This is a genomic window from Rhodococcus sp. UNC363MFTsu5.1 (assembly GCF_000686785.1).
GTDB lineage: Bacteria > Actinomycetota > Actinomycetes > Mycobacteriales > Mycobacteriaceae > Rhodococcus_G > Rhodococcus_G maanshanensis.
The window spans coordinates 711,818-731,371 of sequence record NZ_JMLO01000001.1 but is presented as its reverse complement, the minus strand read 5'-3'; the positions used below and the strand labels follow the sequence as shown (position 1 = coordinate 731,371).

General features: G+C 68.8%; 15 protein-coding genes. 10 read left to right on the top strand and 5 right to left on the bottom strand.

The genetic code is table 11. The features are described from left to right. Positions 1-32: 32 nt before the first annotated feature. From BR31_RS0103440 to BR31_RS0103430, 3 genes are all read left to right on the top strand, one after another. Entirely contained in the window at positions 33-1,481 is a 1,449-nt protein-coding gene (locus BR31_RS0103440) for a hypothetical protein (protein WP_027499732.1), read from the top strand. Positions 1,482-1,545: 64 nt separating this feature from the next. Beyond that, the gene (locus BR31_RS0103435) at positions 1,546-2,520 is read left to right on the top strand and encodes a COX15/CtaA family protein (protein WP_027499731.1); all 975 of its coding nucleotides are present in this window, start codon (positions 1,546-1,548) and stop codon (positions 2,518-2,520) included. Positions 2,521-2,653: 133 nt separating this feature from the next. Next, complete coding sequence (locus BR31_RS0103430; protein ID WP_231496351.1) at positions 2,654-3,016, top strand: hypothetical protein; 363 nt, start codon at positions 2,654-2,656, stop codon at positions 3,014-3,016. A 90-nt stretch (positions 3,017-3,106) separates the two neighbouring features. Here BR31_RS0103430 and BR31_RS0103425 read toward each other — a convergent pair whose 3' ends face one another. After that, positions 3,107-3,472: a hypothetical protein gene (locus BR31_RS0103425; RefSeq protein ID WP_027499729.1), complete on the bottom strand. Its 366-nt coding sequence runs from the start codon at positions 3,470-3,472 to the stop codon at positions 3,107-3,109. 33 nt (positions 3,473-3,505) lie between these two features. Between BR31_RS0103425 and BR31_RS0103420 the strand changes: the two genes are divergently transcribed. Continuing rightward, positions 3,506-4,471 (top strand): quinone oxidoreductase family protein, encoded by a 966-nt coding sequence (locus BR31_RS0103420; protein WP_027499728.1) that lies wholly within the window; start codon positions 3,506-3,508, stop codon positions 4,469-4,471. On the opposite strand, the gene BR31_RS0103415 is transcribed toward BR31_RS0103420, so the two are convergent. The 4 genes from BR31_RS0103415 to BR31_RS0103400 all read right to left on the bottom strand — a co-directional run bounded on the left by BR31_RS0103415 (position 4,468) and on the right by BR31_RS0103400 (position 8,981). Further along, a complete protein-coding gene (locus BR31_RS0103415) occupies positions 4,468-5,157 on the bottom strand; it encodes a TetR/AcrR family transcriptional regulator (RefSeq protein ID WP_051636911.1) in 690 nt (229 codons plus the stop codon). The two genes, BR31_RS0103420 and BR31_RS0103415, sit on opposite strands and share 4 nt — an antisense overlap. Before the next feature lie 81 nt (positions 5,158-5,238). After that, on the bottom strand, positions 5,239-6,324 hold the full coding sequence (locus BR31_RS0103410) for a TIGR03857 family LLM class F420-dependent oxidoreductase (RefSeq protein ID WP_027499726.1): 1,086 nt from the start codon (positions 6,322-6,324) through the stop codon (positions 5,239-5,241). Then, positions 6,321-7,403 (bottom strand): phosphotransferase family protein, encoded by a 1,083-nt coding sequence (locus BR31_RS0103405; RefSeq protein ID WP_231496350.1) that lies wholly within the window; start codon positions 7,401-7,403, stop codon positions 6,321-6,323. The genes BR31_RS0103410 and BR31_RS0103405 overlap by 4 nt, the downstream gene beginning before the upstream one ends. A 594-nt stretch (positions 7,404-7,997) precedes the next feature. Further along, positions 7,998-8,981 carry a heme o synthase gene (locus BR31_RS0103400; RefSeq protein WP_037175270.1) on the bottom strand — a complete coding sequence of 328 codons (984 nt, stop codon included), beginning with the start codon at positions 8,979-8,981 and terminating at the stop codon, positions 7,998-8,000. Between the two features lie 263 nt (positions 8,982-9,244). Between BR31_RS0103400 and tkt the strand changes: the two genes are divergently transcribed. The 6 genes from tkt (at position 9,245) to BR31_RS0103370 (ending at position 19,422) form a co-directional block, all read left to right on the top strand. Continuing rightward, positions 9,245-11,347, top strand: a complete 2,103-nt coding sequence (gene tkt, locus BR31_RS0103395) for a transketolase (protein ID WP_027499723.1) — start codon at positions 9,245-9,247, stop codon at positions 11,345-11,347. A 5-nt stretch (positions 11,348-11,352) separates the two neighbouring features. Then, positions 11,353-12,486 carry a transaldolase gene (gene tal, locus BR31_RS0103390; protein ID WP_037175484.1) on the top strand — a complete coding sequence of 378 codons (1,134 nt, stop codon included), beginning with the start codon at positions 11,353-11,355 and terminating at the stop codon, positions 12,484-12,486. Continuing rightward, a complete protein-coding gene (gene zwf / locus BR31_RS0103385; protein WP_442970181.1) occupies positions 12,431-14,035 on the top strand; it encodes a glucose-6-phosphate dehydrogenase in 1,605 nt (534 codons plus the stop codon). The genes tal and zwf overlap by 56 nt, the downstream gene beginning before the upstream one ends. Next, positions 14,032-14,940, top strand: a complete 909-nt coding sequence (gene opcA / locus BR31_RS0103380) for a glucose-6-phosphate dehydrogenase assembly protein OpcA (RefSeq protein ID WP_027499720.1) — start codon at positions 14,032-14,034, stop codon at positions 14,938-14,940. Before zwf ends, opcA begins: the two co-directional genes overlap by 4 nt. After that, a complete protein-coding gene (pgl, locus tag BR31_RS0103375) occupies positions 14,933-15,682 on the top strand; it encodes a 6-phosphogluconolactonase (RefSeq protein ID WP_027499719.1) in 750 nt (249 codons plus the stop codon). The genes opcA and pgl overlap by 8 nt, the downstream gene beginning before the upstream one ends. A gap of 485 nt (positions 15,683-16,167) precedes the next feature. Then, positions 16,168-19,422 carry a protein kinase domain-containing protein gene (locus BR31_RS0103370; protein ID WP_027499718.1) on the top strand — a complete coding sequence of 1,085 codons (3,255 nt, stop codon included), beginning with the start codon at positions 16,168-16,170 and terminating at the stop codon, positions 19,420-19,422. Positions 19,423-19,554: the final 132 nt, after the last annotated feature.

Genomic DNA, 19,554 nt, shown 5'->3' with positions numbered 1-19,554 from the left:
ATTTCCGTCGAAAACCGGCAGTATGCGGAACCGTGCCGAAAACACTCCGCGTCCTCGCCTCCTTGGCCGCCGTCTCCGCGATCACCCTCGGCGGCGGACTCGCCTCCGCGCAGCCCGCATGGGGCCCGCTCGCACAGCCCAATCCGTTCCTCGGGCCGACGGGCACCGCGACGATGCACGGCGACGCGGGTTCCTCGGACGCGACGCCGCTGGCAGGGCCAGGCGCCGGAGCGGTCGGCGTGACCTCGTACCCCCTCCTCGCCGCGTGCCCGACCGTGTTGCAGGGCTCCGACGGACTGGTGGTCGCGCTCTGCACCTCCGTGCTGGGCCAGGACCCGACGGTGCACCTGATCGATCCGGCCGCCCCCGCGGTCCCGGTCGGCGGCTCGCTCGCCCAGCTCAAGCTGGCCAAGGGCAGCCTCCTCGGCGGGGTGTACGCGTTCCTGGACAACCAGAACCGGCTCGTCGCGGTCGACGGTGAACGCAAGCTCCGGCGGGTCGGCCACACGAACAACACGCTGTTCATAGACTCCACCGTCGACCTGTCTGGAGCCATCCCCGACGGCGACGCGGTGACCGGGCTGACGCCGGACTGGCAGGGCAACGTCTGGTTCGCGACCGGCGGCGGGGTGATCGGCTCCGTCGACTCGGCCGGGGTCGCCAGGACCGTCGCGGTCCCAGCCAGCGAGCAGGTGCAGAACAGCATCTCCACCTCCCCGGCAGGCACCTCGGTGGCCACCACCCACGCCCTGTACCAGCTCAGCCTCGCCGCGGACGGCACCCCGAAGATCGACTGGCGCCGCACCTACGACCGCGGATCGGCCCGCAAGCCGGGCCAGCTGAGCTGGGGCACCGGGTCAACACCGACCTACTTCGGCCCCACCAGCGGCTACGAGTACGTCGCGATCGTGGACAGCGCCGACACCAGGGTGAACCTGCTCGTGCACCGCACCGACACGGGCCAGGAGGTCTGCAAGATCCCCGTGCTCGGCTCGGGCGGACCCGGCAGCGAGAACTCCCCGATCGGCGTCGGCAACTCGGTCTTCGTCGCGAGCACCTACGGCTACCCCTACCCGAAGGTGCCCGAGGGCGCCGGACCGGCCGTGCCCGCGTCCGCACCGTTCACCGGCGGCATGACGCGCGTCGACCTCGACGGCGCCGGCTGCCATCAGGTGTGGGACAACACGCTGCGCAGCTCCGCGGTGCCGCACCTGTCGACCGCGGACGGCCACCTCTACACCGTGCTGCGGGACGGCACCGGCGGACCCCTCGACGGCTACGCGTTCGCCGTCGTCGACCCGAACACCGGCTCGATCCTGCGCCGCACCGGACTTCCCGGCACCACGGCGAACGACACCCTGCAGATGTCGGCGCTCATCACCGCGCAGGGCGACTACCTGCAGGGCACGATCACCGGCATCCTCAAGGTCGGGGCGAACGGCTCCGGCAGCCTCGGCAGTTCGGGGAGTTCCGGCAGCTGAGGCCGGCCGGGCGCGGCCAGACCCAACGACGCTCTGTAGTTGACGGGCATCTACCATCGGGGGCGTGCTGTATCGAGGGTTCCTGAGCCTGGTCAACCGTCTGCCGCTCCCCTCTTTGGCGGTGCAGAAATGGATCGCCGTCGCGGTGATCCTGACCCAGGGCGGTATCGCCGTGACCGGCGCCGTCGTCCGGGTGACCGCGTCCGGCCTCGGCTGCACCACCTGGCCGCAATGCCACCCCGGCAGCTTCGTGCCCACCGGGACGGCGACCGCACCGTGGTTCCACCAGGCCATCGAGTTCGGCAATCGGCTGCTGACGTTCCTGGTGGTGGCGACGGCCGCGGCCGTCGTGCTCGCGGTGACCCGCGCCGCGCGGCGCCGCGAGGTGCTCGCCTACGCCTGGCTGATGCCGCTCTCGACGGTCGCGCAGGCGGTGATCGGCGGCATCACCGTGCTGACCGGACTGCTCTGGTGGACCGTCGCGGTGCACCTGCTGGTGTCGATGGCGATGGTCTGGCTGTCGGTGATCCTGTACCACAAGATCGACCAGCCCGACGACGGCGTCGAGGTGATCACCGTGCCGAAGCAGCTGCGCTGGCTCACCGCGCTGACCGGCGTCGCGCTGGCCGGGACGCTGGTCGCGGGCACCATGGTGACGGGCGCGGGCCCGCACGCGGGCGACAAGAACCCCGAGCGCACGGTCGAGCGGCTCGACCTCGACATCACCAATCTGGTGCACCTGCACGCCGAACTGCTGGTCGCCTACCTCGCCCTGCTGGTGGGGCTCGGGTTCGGGCTGTACGCGGTCGGCGCGAGGGCCGCGGTGACCCTTCGGCTCAAGGTCGTCGTGGCAGTGGTGGTGGCGCAGGCCTGCGTCGGCCTGGTCCAGTTCTGGACCCACGTCCCCGCCGTGCTGGTGACGGTGCACGTCGCGCTGGCGGGCGCCTGCACGGCCGCGACCGCCGCGCTCTATGCCGCGGGCCGGGTCCGCGAGCTCGCCCCGGTCGAGCGGGAGCCCCTGAAGTCGAGATCCAGCTGATCACGGCCGAAGGAACGGTGAAGCGAGGAAACAACGGACCCGTTGTAGGTCACGACGGGAGGCGGTCCCGCGGGTAGCGTCAATCCGCATGACCGCATCCAGAAGAGTCAGACGCGTCCTTGTCACAGGAGCCTTGTCCCTCTCGACCGTCGGTTTGCTGGCGGTTGCTCCCGCGGCAGCTGCGCCGAGCACCATTCCGTTCCAGGTCAGTCCCTTCATCCCGCTGGTCGAGCTGCCCACTCCCAGGCTCGCCGCGACAGTGGGCGAACAACCGGGCGTCGCCACCTTGAGTGTGCTCAGGACTCCCGAATCCGGAAACCCACACAGCGCGGTTGTCCACTGGGTCAGTCTCGCCACCGGCGCATCCGGATCCGCGTCGTTTCCGACATTGAACGCCGCGCCCGTGACCATCCATCCGGGTGCAGGTCAGGTGGTTGCCATCGTCGACCCACAGGCGATCGCGTCGCCAGGCTTCGGGACCTTCTTCGTTCCCTGATCTGGTAGGTCTACCCGTCGACAGACCCCAGACGACAACGCGGACGTCCCGGTCAAGTGACCGGGACGCCCGCGTTCGTTTGTGTCTGGCTCAGCCGAGGCCGTTGCGCGCCTTCGGGAAGCGCGTCTGGTTCGCCACCCAGCCGGCCATCTTCCGCCAGTGCCCGGCGCGCGGGGTGGCGATGCTGGTGATGGAGCGCTCCCACTCGGCTGCGGTCACGTTGTCGACAGCGGCCACCACGGCGTTCGCGGTCGCGAGGTCGTCGACCACCTGATCGCCGAGGACGCCGTCGGCGCCGACGAGGGTGATGCGCACGCCGTCGAGGCCGACCGGCTGGATCACCGCCGAGGCCGATCCGCCGTGCTCGGCGACGAACTTCTTCACCGCGGCGAGGGTCCGCGGCGGCAGCGATACGGCCGGAGCGCTCGCGCCGGAGTCCTGGGTGTCCACAGTCATGGCGTCAGAATACTGGAGAGTAGAAATAGGGTCATGCGCGCAATCACCGTGACCGAGTTCGGCGGCCCCGAGGTACTCCGAATGTCCGAGATCCCCGACCCGGTACCGGGCGATGCCGACCTGCTGGTCCGCACGGACGCGATCGGTGTGAATTACATCGACACCTACTACCGGACCGGCGCCTACGCCGTCGACCTGCCGTACGTCCCCGGGCTCGAGGGCAGCGGCGTCGTCGAGGCCGTCGGCTCCGACGTCGCTGGCGTCCGCGTCGGCGACCGGGTGGCATGGTCCTCCGCACCGGGCAGCTACGCGGAGAAGGTCGTGGTGCCCGCCGCGGTGGCGGTGCCGGTGCCCGACGGCGTCGACGCCCCCGTCGCCGCCTCGGTGCTCCTGCAGGGCATGACGGCGCACTACCTGATGAACTCGGTCTACTACGTCGAGCCCGGCGACACCGTGCTGGTGCACGCGGGCGCGGGCGGGGTCGGCCTGGTGCTGACGCAGCTCGCGGTCGCGCGGGGCGCGCGCGTGATCACCACCGTGTCCTCGGACGAGAAGGAGCTGCTGTCTCGGGAGGCAGGCGCGACGGAGGTGCTGCGCTACACCGACGACCTCGCGGAGCGGGTCAGGGCGCTCACCGACGGGGAGGGCGTGGCCGCGGCGTTCGACGGCGTCGGCGCGGACACCTTCGAGGCCAGCCTCGCGTCGGTCCGGATCCGGGGCACGCTCGCACTGTTCGGGGCGGCCAGCGGACCGGTGCCGCCGTTCGATCCGCAGCGGCTCAACCCGGCGGGCTCGCTGTTCCTGACCCGCCCGACCCTCGCGCACTACACCCGCGACCGCGACGAACTGCTGTGGCGCTCGGGCGAGGTGTTCGAGGCGATCCGGGACGGCTCCGTGAAGATCCGGGTCGGCGCGCAGTACCCACTCGATCAGGCCGAGCAGGCGCACGGCGACCTGCAGGCCCGCCGCACCACAGGGTCGATCGTGCTGGTCCCCTAGCCTCGGGCCAAGAAGGCCACGAGGGTCTCGGCCAGCGCCCGACGGGCGACATCGAGCTCCGACGTGAAGCCGAGCTGGCGCTCGCTGCTCAGGCCTCGCACGGCCGCCGGGAGCAGGCAGCGCACCTGGTACAGCTTGTCCGGATCGAGGTCGAGGCCCTCCATCAGGTAGTCGAAGCCCTGAATCCAGTCGTGCTCGCGGGCGGCGAGGGCCGCCGCCGTCCTCGGGTACTCGGCGGCGATGTCCGAGCGTCGCGGGGGCAGCAGGGTGCGCAGCGCGGTGAGCGCCCGCCCCTCTGTCGTGTCGAGGTAGGTCCACACGGAGTCGATGGCTCCCACGACACGCTCACGCAGCGAACCGCTCCGTGCGGGCCACGGACCAGGGAGCTTGGCCCAGCTGCGTGCATGGATCTCGGTGACGACGGCGACCCACAGGCCGTCCAGGTCCCCGAACTGGTGCTGGACCGTGCCCCAGGTGACGCCTGCCTCCTTGGCGACGCGATTCGCGGAGACCGGCTCGCTGCCGCCGTCGGCCAGGCAGGCGATGGCCACATCGAGCAGCCGCGCCCTGGTCTCGAGTCCGCGCTTGTTCAGCCGCGTCCCAGCGGCCGACAGCGTGACCTGGGACGGAACCGCCACCCGCCACTGCTCCAGCGCACGGGCCGCCTGGGGAGACTCGCTCGTCATGACCAGGTCCGTCCTACGTGAAGGGTGCGCGCGAGACCGGGCTCGGCGCCCCGGTCTCGCGCGCAGTTTACCGGCGGCCGCTCAGGCGAACCGTCCCGCATTCGCCGCGACGGCCCGGCGCAGCGTCGGCCGATCGGCGCGGTAGGCCGCCACGACCGGCGCGAGCTCCTGGGGGCTCGCCCCGTGCATGATGACCGAGTGCACGCCCAGGTCGAACTGCCTGGCGATGGTCTTCGCACAGTCCTCGGGCGATCCCGAGGCCGCCGAGGCCAGCCATTCGGCCGGCATCATGGCGTCGAGCTGCTCCAGGGTCTCGACCGATGCGCTGGCGTCGATGGGACCAACGGCCGCCGCGTTCGTGAACAGCTCGGTCTGGCGGATCCGCTCCCACACGGCGGGGTCCCAGCCGTTGGCGTTGATCAGGACGTCCGCATAGGCCTGCAGGTAGGTCACGAGCCGCCCGGCCCGGCGGCGCAGGCGGTCCTCCTCGGCCAGGGTGTCGCTGACCGTCGCCAGGCAGGCCCAGATCCGGACGCTGTCGGGATCCTTGCCCGCCCGCTCGGCACCGCGACGCACGGCCTCGACCGAGGCGACCGTCGCCTCGTCCGAGAAGAAGGTGTGCAGGATGACGTAGTCGCAGATCTCGCCCGCGAGTTCCATCGTCTTGGGGCCGACCGCGACCATGCCGATCGGCGGCGCGTCCGCCAACCCGTTCACGTGGCGCAGCACCGGCCACTTCCCCGCGGGCCCGTCGTGATTCAGGATCGTCTCGCCGTCCCACAGCCGACGCAGGATGCCGATGAAGTCGCGCAGCCGGGCCTCGGTCACCACGGGAAGGCCGACGGCCTGCCAGTAGGCGGCCATCCCCCGGCCGAACGCCATGGAGAAACGCCCTTCGGTCAGCGCGTGCATCGTCGATCCGATGGTCGCGGTGACGGTGGGGTGCCGGGTGTGGTGGTTGGTCGACGGGGCGATACCCAGGCTGGTCGTGGCACCCGCCACCGCGCCGGACAGGACCCCGGCGTCCTTGACCGTGAACCGCTCGCCGATGTGGCAGGAGCCCAGACCGAGCTCCTCCGCCGCGCGGGCCTCGGGCAGGACCACCCGCGCGTCCGCCGGGTGCCGGGTCACGGCGTAGTAGCCGAGCTCGTTCAGTTGCTCACTCACGGGGCCGCCACCTCCAGGCTGTCGAGGAGGCTCTCGAACAGCGGCCTGTGGTGCAGCAACGACTCGATGTCGTCGGGGCGTTCGGCCTCCCCGAAGTGAATGGCTCGCGCGCCGGTGCGCAGGAACAGGATTCCCCAGCTGACCGCGCTGTGGACGTGGTACCAGAGCAGGTCGCCGACCGGGGCGCCGGTGAGCTCGGTGTACCGGGCGACGATGTCCTCCTCCCGCATGAAGTCCGGCATGCCGGGCATGCCGAAGCGGGTGGTCATCGACTCGAAGACCCGGTGCGCGAAGATCAGCCAGGACAGGTCCAGCTCGCGCGGGCCGATGCTCGCCATCTCCCAGTCCAGGACCCCGACCGGCTCGAAGTCGACGTACATCACGTTGCCGAGGCGGGCGTCCCCCCAGGTCAGCACAGCCTCGGCGGTGTCGGGCAGGTTGGACTCGAGCCAGCTCAGGCCGCGCTCGATCAGCGGCGAGCGCTCGAGGTCGCGGACGGCGAACTCGTACCAGGCGCGGGTGCGGGCGAGGTTGCGCTGCAACGCGGTGGCGCCGGGGTACTTCGGGTCGAGGAAGGCAAAGGTCTCGTCCGCAGCCGGGATCGCATGCAGACCCGCGAGAGCCTTCACCGTGCTGTCCTGCAGGCGCCGCTGATCCTCTGGCGACGCGTCGAAGAGCCAGTTGCCGCCGAAGTTGTACGGCATCACGTCGGGCGGGACGACACCGGCGAGGCGATCCATCAGGAAGAACGGCGTTCCCAGCACGTCACCCGACGGCTCCATGAAACCCACCCGCGGTACGGGGACGTCGCTCAGCTCGCCGATGATCCGCATCGTGTCGTACTGGTCCTGCAGCGCGTAGTTCTCCAGGACCGGGAAGTCCCGGGCCGACGGCACCACTCGGGCCACGTACTCGGCGGTGCGCTCCTCGCCGTCCTCCCGCCAGGACGCGTCGAAGACGAGGGTCTCGGAGGACATGCCGTTGGCGTCGATCCCGGAGTGCAGGGAGACGGTTGGCTCCGCCCCCGCGGGGAGCAACGCGCCCAGCCATCCGGCCAGGGCGGCCGGAACGACGGTCATGTCCCGGCTCGTTCGCTGCATCTTCATGTCGTCCGGCGGCACCGCGTGCGTCACATTTCCTCCCGAGTGTTATCTGCGTTACATCGACGACGTCATCTTTCGGCCACGGGAGTGCAATTGTCAATGAACCCTCTCAAAGATTGACGCCGCGCCGCACCCGCGAGACCCGTCGAGCATCGCCGCGACACAGGGCCCCGCTATCTCCATACGACGTAAAGTGATCGCCTATACGCCGTATAGCAATCATTGCCGGAGAGCGTATTTGCAGGTCAGAGCGATTCTGCTCGCTCGATCGCGCCGCAACGGCGGACGCCAGCCACCGACGTCCCGAGCAGGTGCGGGCTGGTGGACCTATACGACCGGGCGCAGGCCGAACCGCCCGCCGACCCAGGGCTGGGTGCGGGCTGGGGTGCGCGACGGTGACCTCGTGGGCCGAGTGCCTGTGGGCGATCTACCTTCGGCAGGACGGCCTGCTGGTCGGGGCCGCCGAACTCGGAACGGCGTCGACAACCGGCGCAACGGGAGGCACGCCAGTTCACCGAGTCAACGGGACCCGGGAAAGGTGAGTGAAGGGACGAAGCGAGCGTCCCGCGATCAGCTGAAGAAGGAGCCGATCGTGTTCATGCCGAGCACCGAGTCCACCGCGAGCCCGCAGAACACCACGGCGAGGTAGTTGTTCGACTGCAGGAACAGGCGCAGCGGCTTCACCGGCTCGCCGCGGCGCACGCCCGCGTACAGCTGGTGCGCCATCAGCAGGAACCAGGCGCCTGCGACCAGGGTGATGGCGGCGTAGACGACACCGGCCGCTGGCACGAGGGCCAGCGTGGTCAGGACGGTCAGCCAGGTGTAGACGAGGATCTGCTTGGTGACGCGTTCCTCGGTCGCGATGACCGGGAGCATCGGCACGCCCGCCGCCTTGTAGTCCTCCTTGTAGCGCATGGCGAGCGCCCAGGTGTGCGGCGGCGTCCAGAAGAAGATCACCAGGAACAGCACGATCGGCTCCCAGCTGATCGAGCCGGTGACCGCGGCCCACCCGACCATGACCGGCATGCAGCCCGCTGCACCGCCCCAGATCACGTTCTGCCAGGTCCGGCGCTTGAGCACCATCGTGTACACGAGCACGTAGAACGCGATGGTCAGCACGATCAGCACGGCCGCCAGCAGGTTCGTCGCCCACCACAGCCACGCGAAGGAGCCGGCGCCGAGGAGCAGCCCGAAGACGAGCGCGTGCGAGGTCGGCACCGCGAGGCGGGCCAGCGGCCTGCGGGCGGTGCGCTTCATCATCTTGTCGATGTCCGCGTCGACCACGCAGTTGAGCGTGTTGGCGCTGGCCGCACCCATCCAGCCGCCGAACAGCGTGCTCAGGATGAGCGGGAAGTTCACGTTGCCGCGATCCGCGAGCAGCATCGCCGGGATCGTCGCGACCAGCAGCAGCTCGATCACCCGCGGCTTGGTCAGGGCGAGATAGGCGAGAACCTTCCCGATCGCCCGACCCAAGAGGGTGTCGGGCCTGTTCACCTGGGCGGGCTCGGAGCCACCAGCGAGACCGTGTCCGCCATGCTCCACAATCCGCACCATTTCTCCTTGCGACACGCGAGTGACCACCTGATCCTGTCGCGCACCGCTGCGCGCCTGACTTCGCACTACTACACAAGATGGTAGACGGCACGGCGAACAGATCCGAACCGCAGGTCGCACTTAGCCGGTTCCAGCACATACCGGCCGGTCTCGACACGACCCGTCGTCCAATCGACCGGGATGCGCCCGAGCACTAGTGTTGTCGCGGAACTACCCTTGGCGTTACCGCGTCGCCGTACCCCACTGTCAGGAGACTTCTGCTCGTGTCGATCACAGACGAGATCCGCGTCCTCACCCAGCCGGTGCACCCCACCGACTGGACGGAGCTAGACACCAAGGCCGTGGACACCGCCCGTGTCCTCGCCGCCGACGCCGTGCAGAAGGTGGGGAACGGCCACCCCGGCACCGCGATGAGCCTCGCGCCGCTCGCGTACACGCTGTTCCAGCGTGTGATGCGGCACGACCCGTCGGACGCCGAGTGGGTCGGCCGCGACCGGTTCGTGCTGTCCTGTGGCCACAGCAGCCTCACGCTGTACCTGCAGCTCTACTTGTCGGGCTACGGCCTCGAGCTGTCCGACATCGAAGCTCTGCGCACCTGGGGCTCGCTGACCCCCGGCCACCCCGAGTACGGCCACACGGTCGGCGTCGAGATGACCACCGGACCGCTCGGCCAGGGCCTGGCCTCGGCCGTCGGCATGGCGATGGCGGCGCGCCGCGAGCGCGGCCTGTTCGACCCGGACACCGCCGCGGGCGCCAGCCCGTTCGACCACAACATCTACGTCATCGCCTCCGACGGTGACCTGCAGGAGGGCGTCACCTCCGAGGCCTCCTCGCTCGCCGGCGTCCAGCAGCTCGGCAACCTCATCGTCTTCTACGACGACAACGAGATCTCCATCGAGCACGACACCGCGATCGCGTTCGGCGAGGACGTCGCCAAGCGCTACGAGGCGTACGGCTGGCACGTGCAGCGCGTGGAGGGCGGCGAGAACGTCTCCGCGATGCTCGACGCCGTCGCCGCCGCGCAGGCCGTGACCGACAAGCCGTCGATCATCGTGCTGCGCACCATCATCGGCTACCCCGCCCCGACCAAGATGAACACCGGCGACGTGCACGGCGCGGCGCTCGGCGCGGACGAGGTCGCGGGCGTCAAGGTCGCGCTCGGCTTCGATCCCGAGAAGTCGTTCGAGGTCGATCCCGCCGCGCTGGCGCACGCCCGCGAGGTCGCGGTCCGCGGCGCCGCCGCGCGTGCGGCCTGGGAGGCCGAGTTCGCGGCGTGGGCCGGTCGCGAGCCCGAGCGCAAGGCGCTCTTCGACCGCCTGCACGCGGGCGAGTTCCCCGCGGGCTGGACCGACATCCTGCCGACCTGGGAGCCCGACGCCAAGGGCGCCGCCACCCGCAAGGCCTCGGCCAAGGTGCTCAACGCGCTCGGCCCGATCCTGCCCGAGCTGTGGGGCGGTTCCGCCGACCTCGCGGGCAGCAACAACACCACCATCGACGGCTCGGATTCCTTCGGCCCGGCGTCGATCTCGACGAAGGACTGGACCGCGCAGCCCTACGGCCGCACCCTGCACTTCGGCATCCGCGAGCACGCGATGGGCTCGATCCTCAACGGCATCGCGCTGCACGGCCCGACCCGCCCGTACGGCGGCACCTTCATGGTGTTCAGCGACTACATGCGTCCGGCCGTCCGGCTGGCCGCGCTGATGAAGACGCCCGCGATCTACGTCTGGACGCACGATTCCATCGGCCTCGGCGAGGACGGCCCGACCCACCAGCCGATCGAGCACCTCGCCGCGCTGCGCGCGATCCCGAACCTCGCGGTGATCCGTCCGGGTGACGCCAACGAGACGGCGCACGCATGGAAGACCGCCCTGGAGAACAAGACCGGGCCGACCGCGCTCGCCCTGACCCGCCAGGACATCCCGGTGCTCGAGGGCACCAAGGCCGGATCCGTCGACGGCGTCGCCCGCGGCGCGTACGTCCTCGCGGAGGCCTCCACCGGTACCCCGGAGGTCATCCTGCTGGCCAGCGGCTCCGAGCTGTACCTGGCCGTCGAGGCAAGGGAGGCGCTCGAGGCCGAGGGCATCGGTACCCGGGTCGTCTCGGTCCCCTGCCTCGACTGGTTCCAGGAGCAGGACCAGGAGTACCGCGACTCGGTGCTGCCGCCCGCGGTCCGCGCCCGCGTCTCGGTCGAGGCCGGCATCGCGATGCCGTGGTACCGGATCATCGGCGACGCCGGTGAGGCCGTCTCCATCGAGCACTTCGGTGCGTCCGCCGACCACAAGACCCTGTTCCGCGAGTTCGGATTCACGGCCGAGGCCATCACCGCCGCGGCCCGCCGCACCCTCGACCGAGTGAAGGGATGACCTCGATGAGCGAATCAGTACAGAACGCCAACCTCGCCGCGCTGTCGCAGGCCGGGGTGTCGGTGTGGCTCGACGACCTGTCCCGCGGCCGCCTCGAGTCCGGCAACCTCGCGGCACTGGTCCGGGAGAAGAGCGTCGTCGGTGTCACCACCAACCCGACGATCTTCCAGGGCGCCATCACCAAGGGTCACGAGTACACGATCCAGCTCAAGGAGCTCGCCGGCCGGGGCGCCAACGTGGACGACACGGTTCGCGCGCTGACCACCGACGACGTCCGCGACGCCTGCGACGTGCTGGCCCCGCAGTTCGAGGCCAGCGCCGGGGTGGACGGCCGAGTGTCCATCGAGGTCGATCCGCGTCTGGCCCACGAGACGGACGCGACCGTCGCGCAGGCGATCGAGCTGTGGAAGATCGTCGACCGCCCGAACCTGCTCATCAAGATCCCGGCCACCCTGGCCGGGCTGCCCGCGATCACCCGGGTGATCGCGGAGGGTATCAGCGTCAACGTCACGCTGATCTTCTCGGTGGAGCGGCACCGGGCGGTGATGGACGCGTACCTGGCCGGCCTCGAGGCCGCGAAGGCAGCGGGCCACGACCTCTCCCAGATCCACTCCGTCGCCTCATTCTTCGTCTCCCGCGTGGACTCGGAGATCGACGCCCGCCTCGAGGCCATCGGCACCGAGGAGGCGCTGGCGCTGCGCGGCAAGGCCGGGCTCGCGAACGCGCGCCTCGCCTACGCCGCCTACCAGGAGGTCTTCGAGGGCGGCAGCACCTACGCGGCGCTGGCTGCCGCGGGTGCCCGTGTGCAGCGTCCGCTGTGGGCCTCGACCGGCGTGAAGAACCCCGAGTACTCCGACACGCTCTACGTGACGGAGTTGGTCGCACCGAACACGGTGAACACCATGCCGGAGAAGACGATGGAGGCGGTGGCCGATCACGGCGTCATCACCGGCGACACCATCACCGGTACCGCCGCCGCCTCGCAGCAGGTCTTCGATGCACTCGCCGCGGCCGGCGTCTCGCTTCCCGAGGTCTTCGAGAAGCTGGAAACCGAAGGAGTCGACAAGTTCGAGGTCTCCTGGAATGAGCTGCTCGAAGCCATTTCCGGGGAGCTCGCGGCCGCGTCCGACAAGGGCTGAGCCGGTGCCGGGCACGGGCTCCGCGCCGCGGTGGGACAACCCACTCCGGGACGAGAGGGACAAACGACTACCGCGTATCGCGGGCCCGTGCGCACTGGTGATCTTCGGGGTCACCGGCGATCTCGCACGCAAGAAGCTGATGCCGGCGGTGTACGACCTGGCGAACCGGGGCCTGCTGCCGCCCGGTTTCGCCCTGGTCGGGTTCGCCCGCCGGGACTGGGCGGCCGAGGACTTCGGCAAGGTCGTCCACGACGCGGTCAAGCAGCACTCCCGCACCCCCTTCCGTGAGGAGATATGGGAGCGGCTCGCCGAGGGAATCCGTTTCGTGCAGGGCAGTTTCGACGACGACGCGGCGTTCGTCGAGCTGACCAAGACCCTCAAAGAGCTCGACGAGGAACGCGGCACCGGCGGCAACCACGCGTTCTACCTCGCCATCCCGCCCGCCGCGTTCCCCACCGTGTGCGAACAGCTGTCCAAGTCCGGGCTGGCGCAGCCGGTGGAGGACCAGTGGCGGCGGGTGGTCATCGAGAAGCCGTTCGGGCACGACCTGGAGAGCGCCAAGGAGCTCAACGCGGTCGTCAACACGGTCTTCCCCGAGGACTCGGTGTTCCGCATCGACCACTACCTCGGCAAGGAGACGGTGCAGAACATCCTGGCGCTGCGGTTCGCGAACCAGCTGTTCGACCCGATCTGGAACGCGCACTACGTCGACCACGTGCAGATCACCATGGCCGAGGACATCGGGCTCGGCGGCCGGGCCGGCTACTACGACGGCATCGGTGCCGCGCGCGACGTCATCCAGAACCACCTGCTGCAGCTGCTCGCCTTCACCGCCATGGAGGAGCCGGTCAGCTTCGAGCCCTCGGAGCTGCAATCCGAGAAGATCAAGGTGCTCTCCGCGACCAGGCTCGCGGAGCCCCTCGACGAGACCACCGCGCGCGGTCAGTACGCGGGCGGGTGGCAGGGCGGCCAGCAGGTGGTCGGCCTGCTCGACGAGGAGGGCTTCTCAAAGGACTCCACCACCGAGACCTTCGCCGCGATCACCCTCGAGGTGGACACCCGCAGATGGGCCGGTGTCCCGTTCTACCTCCGCACCGGAAAGCGGTTGGGCCGCAGGGTCACCGAGATCGCCGTGGTGTTCAAGCGGGCACCGCACCTGCCGTTCGACAAGACCATGACCGAGGAACTCGGCCAGAACGCGCTGGTGATCCGGGTGCAGCCGGACGAGGGCGTCACGATGCGGTTCGGCTCCAAGGTGCCCGGGTCCTCCATGGAGGTCCGCGACGTCAACATGGACTTCAGCTACGGCCAGGCGTTCACCGAGTCCTCCCCCGAGGCCTACGAGCGTCTGATCCTCGATGTGCTGCTCGGCGAACCGTCGCTGTTCCCCGTCAACGCCGAGGTCGAGCTGTCCTGGAAGATCCTCGACCCGGTGCTCGAGCACTGGGCCGAGTCCGGCAAGCCCGAACCGTACGAGGCCGGCACCTGGGGTCCGGAGTCGGCGCAGGAGATGCTCCGTCGCACCGGACGTGAATGGAGAAGGCCGTGATCATCGACATCCCCTCGACGACCACCGAGAAGATCAACAAGAAGCTCGTCGAGGTTCGCGAGACCGGCGGCGCGGTAACCCTCGGCCGGGTGCTGACCCTGGTCGTCTGCACCCTCGACAGCGAGAACGCCGAGGACGTGATCGACGCGGCCAACGAGGCGAGCCGCGAGCACCCGTGTCGGGTGATCGTGGTCGCGCGTGGCGACCGATCCGGCGAGACCCGGCTCGACGCCCAGATCCGGGTCGGCGGCGACGCGGGCGCGTCGGAGGTCGTGGTGCTGCGGCTCCACGGAGAGCTGGCCGACCACGAGAGCAGCGTGGTCGTGCCGTTCCTGCTCCCCGACACCCCGGTGGTGGCGTGGTGGCCCGACAAGAGTCCGCCCTTCCCCGCGCAGGATCCGGTGGGGCGGTTGGCGATCCGTCGCATCACCGATGCGACCGGGGCGCCTGACCCGCAGGCCACGATCAAGTCCCGGCTGCAGTCGTACACCGCGGGCGACACCGACCTCGCATGGAGTCGCATCACCTACTGGCGGGCGCTGCTCACCTCCGCGCTCGATCAACCGCCGTACGAGCGGATCGTCTCGGCGACGGTGTCCGGCCTCGCGGAGGAACCCGCCGTCGACATGATCGCCGGGTGGCTGGCCAGTCGCATCGACGGACCGGTCCGCCGGGTGGCAGGCCCGCTGACGGTCGTGCTGGAGCGTGAGAGCGGGTCGGTGACCCTCAGCAGGCCGCAGACCGGTAAGACCGCGACCCTGAGCCGACTGGGCGCACCGGATTCCCTTGTCTCACTTGCTCGTCGTGAAACCCGTGACTGCCTGGCCGAGGAGCTGCGCCGCCTCGACCCGGACGAGATCTACCACGCGGCGCTCGCCGGCCTGACGAAGGTGAACTATGAGTGACAAAGTGAGCGTGCAGACCTACGGCGATTCCGAAGAACTGGTGACGGCCGCTGCCGCCCAGTTCGTCGACGTGATCGTCGCCGCGCAGGCCGAACGCGGCGAAGCAGCGGTGGTGCTCACCGGTGGCGGGAACGGCATCGGGCTGCTGCGCAAGGTTCGGGAGAACCCCGGCGCAGTCGACTGGTCCAAGGTCGACTTCTACTGGGGCGACGAGCGATTCCTGCCCCGGGGCCATCCGGACCGCAACGAGGTGCAGGCGCACGAGGCGCTGCTCGACCACGTACCGGTGACCCCTGCGCGCCTGCACCCGATGCCGTACGGCGACGGGCTGTACGCGGGCGACCCCGATGCCGCGGCCGTCGCCTACAGCCACCTGCTCAGCGCGCACGCCGGGTCGAACTCGATCCCCGAGTTCGACGTCCACCTGCTCGGCATGGGCGGCGAGGGCCACATCAATTCGCTGTTCCCGGACACCGACGCCGTCCGCGAGGACAAGCGGTTCGTCGTGGGGGTCACCGACTCCCCCAAGCCGCCCGCCCAGCGGGTGACCCTGACGCTGCCGGGTGTGCGGCGGGCCAAACGCGTGTGGCTGCTGGTCGCAGGCGCGGACAAGGCCGAGGCCGTGTCCGCTGCGCTGACCGGCGCGAGGCCCGTGGACATCCCGGCTGCCGGTGCCGTCGGTTCCGAGTCGACCATCTGGATGCTCGACAAGGCCGCGGCGGCGAACCTGTCCGCGAGCTGACGCTCAGCCCTCATCCGGTTCGTCCTCGGTCACGGGAGGACGGACCGGGTACGCCTCGGGGGTTCCCCATGCCTCGCACGATCCGGTCGGTCTGCAGCCGGATCTGATCGCGGGCCGCCGCCGCGACCGCTTGTCGATACCCCCGCGCCACGCTGCCGCTCCTGCACAGTCGGTCATCACGGGACTCCCTCCTCGGCCTGTTGCGGCCGTTGGGGAGTTTGACGCGAGGGCGGGCGCCGCGGTTCCACCGTTAGGTCGGCTATGGAGTTGGACCGAGAGCTCCGGTCGCCTCACGTTCCGTCTGCACCGGTGAAGCAGACCGAGGGTGTTCACCGAGACGAAGCGACCGGCTGGTCCCGTTCGGCTGGCGAATTTGCCCGCAGCCCGCGACCAGCCGAGAGCGATATCCTGGGAATACGTCGTCGAGAGGCTGATCGTGCGGATTCCATCGAATGTATCGCGGACCGGATGAATCGACCTGGACAATGCCCGATACCGGTCCGTTCGAGACCCAACGCGACGTCACCCCGTCCGTCACGTCCGAGCTGAGGGCTGACGGATTCGACAACGCCCGCGAGATCGGGCGTGGTGGTTTCGGTGTCGTGTATCGGTGCACACAGACCTCGCTCGACCGGACCGTTGCGGTAAAGGTGCTCACCAACGACTTCTCGGAGGAGAACCGGGAACGATTTCTTCGGGAACAGCGCGCAATGGGTCGTCTCACCGGCCACCCGAACATCGTCAATGTGCTTCAGGTCGGTGTCACAGACAGCGGCCAACCATTCATCGTGATGCCGTACCACTCGCAAGGCTCCCTTGACACCCGGATCAGGCAGCACGGCCCGCTGCCCGTGGAGGAAGTGTTGCGGCTCGGTGTGAAGCTTGCCGGCGCATTGGAGGCCGCTCACGGCCAGGGCATCGTCCACCGCGACGTCAAGCCGGCGAACATACTCCTCACCGATTATGGCGAGCCGGCGCTCACGGACTTCGGGATCGCCCATATCTCCGGCGGGTTCGAGACTGCCACCGGACTCGTCACCGGTTCACCCGCGTTCACCGCGCCCGAGGTCCTCGGCGGCGCTGCCTCGAGCCCCGCCTCGGACATCTACGGACTCGGAGCCACCTTGTTCTGCGCACTCACCGGACACGCCGCATTCGAACGCCACAGCGGCGAACAGTTGGTAGCCCAATTCATCCGAATCACAACGGAATCCATTCCGAACCTGCGGGATCAAGGCCTCTCGGATGATGTTGCGACCGTGATCGAGCGGGCGATGTCCGGTCGCCCGGAGGACCGGCAACCCTCTGCCGCCGCGCTGGGCGAGCACCTACGCAAAATCCAACACGACAGCGGACGACCCGCAGACGACATGGCGCTCGATGCGCGAGCCACACCGGAACCAGAACCGGTATCGCATGGCCAGTTTCAACCCGACTCTTCCCATCATGAGCAGGGAAACCTGCCACTGGAATTGTCCAGCTTCGTCGGTCGCAGGAACGAAATCGCCGAAGCGAGGAATCTGCTCGCATCGTCACGACTGTTGACATTGGTCGGGATCGGCGGCGTGGGGAAGACACGTCTCGCACTACGACTCGCGACGAGTATTCAGCGCGAGTTCACCGACGGGGTATGGCTGGTCGAGCTCGACGAGGTCCGCACTTCGTCTCGCTTGATCGACGTGGTGGCTGCCACCCTCGGGCTACGGGACCGAACGGACCGGTCGCTGCGCGAGACACTGCTGGACTTCGTGTCCTCACGAAAACTGTTGCTGGTTCTGGACAATTGCGAGCAGGTGGTCGATGCTGTGGCCGACCTCGCCACAACTTTGCTGAAACACAGCCCCGATCTGCGCATCTTCGCGACGAGCCGCGAGCCACTGACGGTAGCCGGAGAGTCGACACTGCGCGTTCCCCCACTCCCCGCCCCCGACCCCGATCGCGAGCCGTCACTCCTGGGTCTCCCCCGGTACGACGCCGTGTCACTGTTCACCCAGCGTGCCACCACCGCGGTACCGACCTTCAGATTGACCGACACAAACAAATCCGCGGTTACCCGAATCTGTCACATGCTGGACGGGTTGCCGCTGCCGATCGAACTGGCGGCGGCGCGGGTACGTGCGATGTCACCCGAACAGATCCTGCAACGGCTTTCTGACCGTTACGGGCTGTTGACCCGCGGGAGCCGAGGCGCACCTTCGCGCCAACAGACGCTCCGGGCATGTGTCGACTGGAGTCACGACCTGTGCACCCCGATCGAGCAACTGACCTGGGCGCGACTGTCGGTGTTCACCGGCGGCTTCGATCTGGATGCCGCAGAATTCGTGTGCAACAAAGACATACAGCCGGAAGAGTTGCTGGACTCAGTGGCCTCCCTCGTCGACAAGTCGATCCTGATCCGTGAAGAGCACAGTGCGGCGGTCCGCTTCAGATTGCTCGAGACCCTGCGCACCTACGGTCGCGAGAAGGCACGGCAACAGGGCGACGACCACGAATTGCGTCGTCGACACCGAGATTGGTTTCGGCAACTCGCCCGCCGAACAGAAGACGAGTTCATAGGTCCCCGGCAGATCGAGTGGATGACGCGACTCAGTGGTGACCAGCCGAATCTTCGGAACGCCATGGACTTCTGCCTCGCCGAGAACGAGGCCGAGGCCGGTCTGCAGATCGCCGTGCCCGTGTCGCAGCTGTGGGGGTCACGCGGCCAGCTCACCGAGGCGAGGCGCTGGCTCGACCAATTACTGTCACGCCAGGGAGAACACCCGACCGTCGACACCATCAGAGCGCTGTACGCCGACTGCCTGATGACCGAACAACAGCGCGACCATCGAAGGGGCGCCGCTCTGGTCGCGCAAGCGCACACCCTCGCCGATCAGATCACCGCCCCGGTAGCCCACGCAATCGTCGACCACACGGACGGCCTGTTCGGGTTGTTCACCGGTGACCTCACCAGAGCTGCTTCGGGTCTGGGGCGAGCACAATCAGTGTTCCGGAGGACAGAGAACGACCTCGCCCTCCGGATCGAGTCCCTGACCATGCTGGGATTGACGTATCAGCTGCTCGACACGGAACCCCACCGGGCGATCGAATGCTACGAGGAAGCTCTCGCGATCACGAAAGCCCACGGTGAATCCGTCTATCGGTCCTACATTCTGTGGGCAATGGCCGTCGCCCGATGGAGACTGGGTGAACAGAGTTGCGCAGTCGAACTGATCCAGGAGGGCCTGCGACTTTCCCGATTGATCGACGACCCGGTCAGTTGCGCGAATTGCATCGAAGTATTGGCCTGGATCGCCGGAAGCGGTGACGCGACCCGTGCCAGCACACTGATGGGAGCCGCCGAAGTGCTGGGTCGTGCCGCCGGGAGCCCCCCGGTGTTCGTTCCCGATCTGCTCGTCCATCACCAAGAGTGCGAGCGGGCCGCCCGCCGGACGCTCACCGAACTCGCCTTCGAGAAGGCCTGGGAGCGCGGCAGGGCCATGGATCTCGCTTCCGCCGTCTCCTATGCACTCGGCGAGAGCCCCCCGGCACCGACACCCCCGGGGTCCGGCCGGTTGACGAAACGCGAACAGCAGGTCGCAGCACTGATCGCCGAGGGCCTCACCAACAAGGACATCGCCTCCCGCCTCGTCATCTCACAGCGCACCGCTGAAGGCCACGTCGAGCACATACTCAGCAAACTCGGCTTCACCTCACGAGCACAGGTCGCGGCCTGGGTCGTCGACGAAGGACAATCGTCGTAGTCGCCACGCACCGGCGTCGAGACAGGACTGACCCGCATCACCCCGGTCGCCTACCCGTCGATTCGTGCCAGCCGCTGATTGCGGGCCACGTTCAGGCAGTATGTCCGCAGACGGCGGTGGACTTCAGGAGAT